This is a genomic window from Rhizobacter sp. P2_D12 (assembly GCF_056404395.1).
On sequence record NZ_JBFUEB010000188.1, the window covers coordinates 1 to 6,843 of the forward strand.

Consider the following 6,843-nt stretch of genomic DNA (forward strand, 5'->3'; position numbering starts at 1 on the left):
CATCGTCTCGCAGGTACCGCCTGATGGTGTTGCGAGACAGGCCCGTGCGCCGGGCTATCTCTCGGATGGACAGTTGCTCGCGCAGTGCCCAGCGCCTGATGACACTCAGTGTCGCCACGTCAATCACTCCTTCGCTCCCTGCCACCAAAAGCAGCAGGTTAGGGTTCTTGCGTGGGTCAGTTTTGGATGGAAATCCTCGGGCTCAGTGGGTCAGTTCTGGATGGAAATCAACACGGCCGCTTCCCGATCTCGGGGAAGACGTGGTTCTCCGGCGATGCCGTGATGGCGTCGAGCGTGCCCTTGGTCCACGCGCCGGCGCGCTCCTTCAGCCATGCCCGCGATACCGCCTCCATGTGGTTCAGCGCGGCGACCGCGCGCGCCACCTTCTCGTTCTTGCGCGCCTGGCTGGGATCGACCCCAGCCGCGAGCAGTGCGCGCGCCTCGTCGCGGGCTTCACGCGCCTTCGCCAGGCCGCGCTCGTCGTAAAGCTCGAGTCGCTCGGACTTCCTGAGACTTCCGATCCCTCGGAAGTGTTGATTCCCCTTGGGAAACGGGGCTAGACCGAATCTTATTGGACTGCGCGCTGGTCCCGCCGACAGGAATCGAACCTGTATTTGCCGCTTAGGAGGCGGCCGTTCTATCCATTGAACTACGGCGAGTGGGGGTGGATTCTAGCGGGGGCCATGACGATCTCGATCCGCGCCAGATGGGCTGCTCGCGATGCCCGGCTTCGAGGCGGTCGATGCACGAGAAGCGAAGGGTGGCGATATCCGAACCTTGGTCAGACTTCCGAACGCTCCACCACCACCTCACTAATTTGCAGCACGGGTTGTATATCCGTGTAATTGGCGATGTCGCCCCTGATCTCCTGCGCGTGCAGGCCGCGGGCTGCCTGGAAAGCTTCGACAGAAGTGCAGACGAAGTCGCACTTGGCCACGTAAACAGGGTCAGTGCCCGCAGCACCACCTGCGATGCCCTTGTCCACCGTGTAGTACAGGCATGCAGCGCCGAGCCACTGTTTCATCATTGGCATGTGTCTCTCGCGGTAGTAGGCATGATCGAATCGAGCGCCTGCGGCGTACGGGTACATGACACTGACTTTGATCATCGGGTTTTCTCCTGTGGCTGCAATCAGCGTACTCGTTCTTCTGATTCAGGTTGCGGCGAGGACGGCATGGACACACCGGGCTTGATGGGAAAGGAGCGCAGCGGGCCTTCGCCATTCGTCATCCATTGTTCATTTTCCGATCAAGCCTCGACGGCTGCCCGACGCTACATTCCCCGCCGACGTCACGCATGACGGGAAGGAACGGGAATGAAGCCAGGCCGATCGCAACGCATGCCGAAGCAGGTGGCCCACGGCCACCTGGGTGCGTAGCCAGCGCGGGCCCATGGAAACCCCCGAGGCACGTGCGATGCTGCTCGCGTTCGGCGACATCTGGTCGACGACCGACCTGCGCGTGTTCGTCGAGCGCTTCCGCTTGAAACCCTTGAAGGCCAGTGCGGTCACTGCGCACACGCTCGGCGAGTGGAGCGGCTCGGTCGGCGGCCAGGTGGCGTTCGTCAGGAGCCGGCGCATCACGCTGCCGGATGCCTTGCCTGGCGATTCCGTGCAGGTCGTCAAGCTGACCGTGGGCAACGCGGCCGGGGGGCTGCTGACCGAACGCGAGGTGCGCTTTGCCGGCGCGTGAGCGGCCGGTGCCATCTCAATCTCACTGCGCCGCCGGATTCTCCGGCCGCGGCCCCGGTACGCCGGCGTAGACATCCTCGGGCTGCGCCGCTTGCGCAGGCGCTGCATCGGGCACCACGCCGCCCGATGCGCTGAAGTCGCTGACGGCCTTGTCGGCCGGCGCATCGGCATCGGGCGACATCGCATGCGCGATCGCCAGCACGACCGCGGCAGCGGCGATCGCGACGAACTTGCGGGTGAGGTGAGACGGGGTGAACATGGCGGGGGCTCCTTCGTGAAGCCCCGAAGGATGCGGGCGCGCCGTTTCAGCCGCGCTTCGCCATCCGCCCCGCCTGTTTCACTGGTTGCGCCCGCTGTCGCGCCTCAGTTCGCGACGTGGCTTCCCAGCCCGTCGAACGCATCGATCGCGAACACCGACCACTCCACGCTCGGGTCCCACACCGCCGGCGCCGCAGCCGGCACGCTGCCGTGCACGATGCCCGGCTTGCGGCGCAGCGTCTTGTCCAGCGTCGTCACCGCACCGCCGGTCCAGGCGGTGCCGGGGTCGAAGCCGACCTGGCCGATCGCATCGATCACCGCGCCCGACTTCTCCAGCGTCACCGCGTCGTCGCCGTTGAAGTTCGTCACCGCGCTCTTGATGCTGCCGGGGATCGTCACCGCGGTCGTGAAGCTGCTGTTCAACAGCACCAGCGTCTTGCCCGGATCGAGCGTGCCGGTGAGCGCAAGCGCCTGCGTCGCCGCCGTGCCGCCGTTCGAATACAGCTTCACGGCATAGGCACTCAGGTCCACGGTGCCCGAGGTCGGGTTGTAGATCTCCAGCGCCTTGTTGTTGCTGCTGCCTTCGACGTACTCGCTGAAGAACAGGTCGGGCGTGTTGCCGGTCACCGGGGCCGCGCTGATCGCGACGCTGCCGCTGCGCTCGGCCGGCAGCCCGCCGCTGCCGGTCAGAACCAGGCGGATCGTGAAGCTGCCCGCCGCCGCGTAGGTGTGGCTCAGCGTCGTCACCGCCGGGGCCGGCGTCTCCTGCGTGCCGTCGCCCCAGTCCACCGACAGCGCCGTGCCGTTGCTCGCGGCGATGCCGGTGATGCCGACGGCCGTGCCGACCACGCCGCTCGCGGGCAGCGTGGCGGCCAGTGCCGGCACCACCGCCGGCGTGTCCGCGGCCAGCTGCAGCCCCACCAGCACCGGATCGTGGTCGGACGAGCGGTACGGCGTCGCCGCATAGCGGTCGTCGGTCTTGAACTCGGTGTTGTAGTCCAGCACCGAAGGCTCGTCGGCGTTCACATGCCACACGGTGATGCCCGTCACCTGCGGCCCCAGCGCCTCGCTCGCGAAGCCGTGGTCCAGCGCGCCCGACTCGCCGTCGAACACGTAGCTGTAGCGCGCCTCCTCCGGCAGGCGCTTCAGCAGTTCCTCGAAGCCCGCGCCTTCCAGGCTCTTGATCGGGTCCTCGTTCAGGTACGAGTTGAAGTCGCCGACCATCAGCACGTCTTCCTCGCCCGACGCGGCGCTCAACTGCGCCACCCACTGCTGCAGCGCCACCGCCTGGCGGAAGCGCGATGCGTTCCAGCAGCCCTGGCCGTGCTCGGCGTCCTGGTCGCTGGCCGAGGACGGGCACGAGCCCTTGCTCTTCAGGTGGTTCACCACCAGCCAGAAGCCGCCATGGTTGTCGACCGCCTCGAAGCGCTGCGCCACCGGCGGGCGCAGGCCGCCGTCGACCATGAAGTTCGGGTCGGTGGGCACCTGCGGGTTGCCGACCGGCGTCACGCGCGCCGGCTTGTAGATCATCGCGACGGTGATCTGGTCGGTGCCCGGCTTGCCGGCATCCACATAGGCATAGGTGCCGGCGCCGAGCTTGGCATTGACCGCGCCCACCAGGTCGGCCAGTGCGACGGTGCCGTTGTTCTCGATCTCCATCAGCCCCAGCGCATCGGCATTCAGCCCGGCGATGGTCTCGACCAGCTTGGCGCGCTGGCGCACCAGCTCGTCGGCGGTGTTGGCGCCGCGCTGGCCCAGCGTGGTGAAGAAGTTCAGCACGTTCAGGCTGCCGGCGCGCAGCGTGCCGCCCACGGCCTCGGGGGCCGCCGTGCGCGGGTTGCCGGCCGCGAACGTGGGGGCGGTCACCGGGTGCACGCGGAAGGCATCGGCCGTCCAGCCGATCACGCCGCGCACGCCGGTCACCGTGTCGCCGACGCGGCGCGTGCCGCTGGTGTCGGCCGCCGACAGGTAGGGGATGGGCGTCGGATTCTGGATGCCGGCGCCATCGTCGAGCACGATCTTCGCGAGCGCGTTGGCGGCGATCACCTCATCGCGCGTCGCGCTGCCGGGGTGGTTGTTGGCCTGGTAGAGCCGACCGCCGGTGGACAGCACCAGCTCGCCGTAGCGGCCCAGGTCGTGCACCTCGGACACCGTCAGCGTCTGCTTGAACTCGACCAGCATGCCTTCCACCGCTTCCAGGTCGGCAGCGCTTGCCAGCGGCAGCGTGATCTCGCGCGCGGCGATGGCCGGGCCGGCGCCGCACACGCTGATCGCGGTGACGGTGGCCAGCTCGGTCAGCCGATCCGGATCGGTGGTGCCGCTCTTGAACTCGCTGACCGTGCCGCTCGCCTGCACGTAGTCGCCGACCTTCACGTCGGCGCCGCCCGGTGCATAGACGAACAGGCCTTCGGAGGTCTTCGGGTCGTTGTCGGCGACCGGTTGCTGGATGAAGAAGCCTTGCAGCTGCTCGCTGGCCTGGAAGTCAGCGGTCACCACGCCACGCACCGTGGTCGTCTGGCCGTCGAACGGGCTCAGCGCGCCGGGGCCTTGCACCGCGGTGATGTCGCGCAGCGTGTTGGGCGCCGCCGGGCAATCGGGCAGGGTGGCGACCGGTGGGTTGCCGCCTCCGCCGGGCGCGGGGTCGTCACCGCCGCCACCACCGCAGGCCGACAGCGCGGCCAGCATCACGAGAACCGCGCCTGGCATCCAGGACGCACGCAACGTCGACTTCCGCATGAAGATTCTCCCTTCGGCCGGCAAATTCGGCGGCAAACGCAACCTGCGAACAGGCTTCGCATGGCCCGTTTGCAAAGCGGCGGAGCTTGCCTCCCTGGCATGTCAGCGCCGTGACATGCGCTGACACAGCAAGAACACGGCCAGGGCTCGACGGCCGGGGAATCACTGCCAGCGCAGCGTCCAGATGAAGTCCAGCGAGTTGTCCAAGCCCGACTGCGCGCGCAGCGTGAAGCGCTGTGCGATGCGGTAGATCAGCTGCCAGTTGCCGGTGGTCGCGTTCAGGCTGCGCTCGTAGCCGACGTACCAGCGCCGCGACAGCTGCCGGCCGATCGACACCACCGTCTCGCGCACGTCGGTCGCGCTGTTCGTGTTCTGCGACACCGACAGGTCGTCGATGCCGAACGCCTTCAGCGGGTCGGTGCCGCCGCCTTCGCCGGCCAGCAGCGCCAGCGCCGCGCGCTGCAGCAGCGCGGTGTCCGCCTTGCCCAGGCCTTCGCTCGCGCGCCCTAGCAGCAGCCACGACAGCTTGTCGATGTCGGAGAGCTCGGGTTCCGAGAACAGCCGCACGCGCGGCGTCAGCGCGGTGCCGGTGACGGCCACGCCGACCCGCACGTCGAGGTTGGGGCGCGTCGCCTCGATGTCCAGCCGCGGGTTCTCCGGGATGCCGGTGAAGGTGATGATGCCGCGGTCGATCGTCAGCTTCTGGCCGTAGGCGTTGTAGGTGCCGTCGACCGCTCGCACGCTGCCGTTCAGCGCCAGCTTGCCGCCCGGCGTGGTCAGCTTCAGCTCGCCTTCGAGCCGCGTGTCGATGCCGCGCCCGCGCAGCCGCAGCGCCTCGCCCAGGTTCACCGTCAGGTCGACCGCGACGTTGCGGTTGCTCGGCGGCCCGGTCGGCGCCGCCGCTTCGGTGGCGGTGCGGTTCACGACCACCACGTCGTCCGACAGGCTGGGCGCGTTGGAGCGGCTGAAGTCGAACAGGCCCTCGTCGACCTTGAACTTGCCGTCGACCTTCAGGTTGTCGCGGTCCAGCTCCACCTGCGCCTGCCCGCTGGTGATGATGCGGCGGTCGACGCGGCCGAGCAGCTGGAAGCGCTCGGCCACCAGGGTCATCTTCGCGTGCGGCTTCTCGCCGAACTCGGCGCTGCCGCTGAGCTTGACGGTGCCGTTGCCGGCGCGCGCCTGGAAGGTGTTGATCTTCGCGTTGTCGCCCTGCAGCGCGATGTCGACCTCGCCGTCGCTGACGCTGACACCCATCAGGATGTTGCGCGCGGACAGGTCGGAGCCCTTCATCTGGCCGGTGTATTCGATGGCGCCGAAGCGCCCGCCGATGGTGGCGGTGGTGCCCAGCTTGCCGCCCAGGCGCCAGCCGGCCGGCACCCAGGCGCCCCAGGTGCCGAGATTGGCCACCTGCGCCTCCAGCACGCCCTGCACCGGCGCGTTCGGCTCGGGCCAGGCGCGCTGCGGCGAGGTGCGCACGACGATCGCGCCGGCGGCCACGCCGAGCTGGCTGCCGGCCAGGCCCTGCGTGAAGTTCCAGACACCGTCCTGCGCGTTCAGGCCGAGCCGCAGGTCGGTCAGGCCGAGCGCCTGCGTGCCGGTTTCGTCGGTCACCGACAGGTCGCCGCGCACGCGTTCGAGCACGATGTCGGCGCTGAATTCGGTGGCCTGGTGCACGACGATCCTGCCGCCGATCTGCAGGTCGCCGCCCCAGCCGAAATCGGGTTGCAGCCGGCGCAGCAGCGGCGCGATGGCGATCGGCTGCAGCTCGGCCTGCACGTCCAGGCGCTGCGTCTGCACGCCCTCGCCACCCTGCCAGCGGATGCGCTCCCAGCGCAGCGCGGCGCCCAGGATGTCGGCCTGGCCGGCGGCCACCTGGATCCAGGGCGCGGCACCCGCCTGCACCTCGGCATCGACGTTGCGCGCCAGCAGCCAGGGCGCGCTGCCCGGCTGGCTGCTGCGCACCTCGGCCTGCTGCAGCGTGCCTTTCCAGTTCAGCGGGTTGGGTGCCTTGGTGGCGGCCGAGCCGTCGAACGGTGCGCCGCTCAGGCCGCCGCGCGCGCTCAGCAGCACCTGCGTGCGTCCTGCAGGCGCGGCCGGTGCGCTGGCGGCCGCACCCGGCGCGGCGGCGCTGGCGGCGCGTGCCGGCGCCGATGCTGCGC

The 6,843-nt window shown here is 69.2% G+C and carries 7 protein-coding genes, 1 tRNA gene and 1 pseudogene; 1 reads left to right on the top strand and 8 read right to left on the bottom strand.

From position 1 onward, the window contains the following. From AC1DYN_RS30995 to AC1DYN_RS31015, 5 genes and pseudogenes are all read right to left on the bottom strand, one after another. Positions 1-127: helix-turn-helix domain-containing protein (locus tag AC1DYN_RS30995; RefSeq protein WP_477966398.1), on the bottom strand; the 127-nt coding region annotated here is incomplete at its 3' end. 100 nt (positions 128-227) lie between these two features. Then, complete coding sequence (locus tag AC1DYN_RS31000; protein WP_477966386.1) at positions 228-383, bottom strand: hypothetical protein; 156 nt, start codon at positions 381-383, stop codon at positions 228-230. A gap of 18 nt (positions 384-401) precedes the next feature. After that, positions 402-614, bottom strand: a pseudogene (locus tag AC1DYN_RS31005) (integrase); the annotation flags it as partial. Further along, positions 585-659: transfer RNA gene (locus AC1DYN_RS31010), tRNA-Arg, on the bottom strand. The pseudogene AC1DYN_RS31005 and the gene AC1DYN_RS31010, both read right to left, overlap by 30 nt. A 122-nt stretch (positions 660-781) precedes the next feature. After that, entirely contained in the window at positions 782-1,108 is a 327-nt protein-coding gene (locus tag AC1DYN_RS31015; RefSeq protein ID WP_477966388.1) for an EthD family reductase, read from the bottom strand. Between the two features lie 283 nt (positions 1,109-1,391). On the opposite strand from AC1DYN_RS31015, the gene AC1DYN_RS31020 reads away from it, so the two are divergent. Beyond that, a complete protein-coding gene (locus tag AC1DYN_RS31020; RefSeq protein WP_477966390.1) occupies positions 1,392-1,691 on the top strand; it encodes a hypothetical protein in 300 nt (99 codons plus the stop codon). 21 nt (positions 1,692-1,712) lie between these two features. Here the strand turns inward: AC1DYN_RS31020 and AC1DYN_RS31025 are convergent, their stop codons facing one another. The 3 genes from AC1DYN_RS31025 to AC1DYN_RS31035 form a co-directional block, all read right to left on the bottom strand. After that, positions 1,713-1,949: a hypothetical protein gene (locus AC1DYN_RS31025; protein ID WP_477966392.1), complete on the bottom strand. Its 237-nt coding sequence runs from the start codon at positions 1,947-1,949 to the stop codon at positions 1,713-1,715. Between the two features lie 104 nt (positions 1,950-2,053). Then, positions 2,054-4,684, bottom strand: a complete 2,631-nt coding sequence (locus AC1DYN_RS31030; RefSeq protein WP_477966394.1) for an ExeM/NucH family extracellular endonuclease — start codon at positions 4,682-4,684, stop codon at positions 2,054-2,056. A gap of 162 nt (positions 4,685-4,846) precedes the next feature. Continuing rightward, positions 4,847-6,843 (bottom strand): translocation/assembly module TamB domain-containing protein (locus AC1DYN_RS31035; RefSeq protein ID WP_477966396.1); only part of this gene is annotated, 1,997 nt, incomplete at its 5' end.

Excerpts from the sequence above, each read along its gene's own strand:
- AC1DYN_RS31020 (WP_477966390.1), top strand. The coding sequence starts at position 1,392 with ATGGAAACCCCCGAGGCACGTGCGATGCTGCTCGCGTTCGGCGACATC.
- AC1DYN_RS31030 (WP_477966394.1), bottom strand. The coding sequence starts at position 4,684 with ATGCGGAAGTCGACGTTGCGTGCGTCCTGGATGCCAGGCGCGGTTCTC.
- AC1DYN_RS31015 (WP_477966388.1), bottom strand. The coding sequence starts at position 1,108 with ATGATCAAAGTCAGTGTCATGTACCCGTACGCCGCAGGCGCTCGATTC.
- AC1DYN_RS31025 (WP_477966392.1), bottom strand. The coding sequence starts at position 1,949 with ATGTTCACCCCGTCTCACCTCACCCGCAAGTTCGTCGCGATCGCCGCT.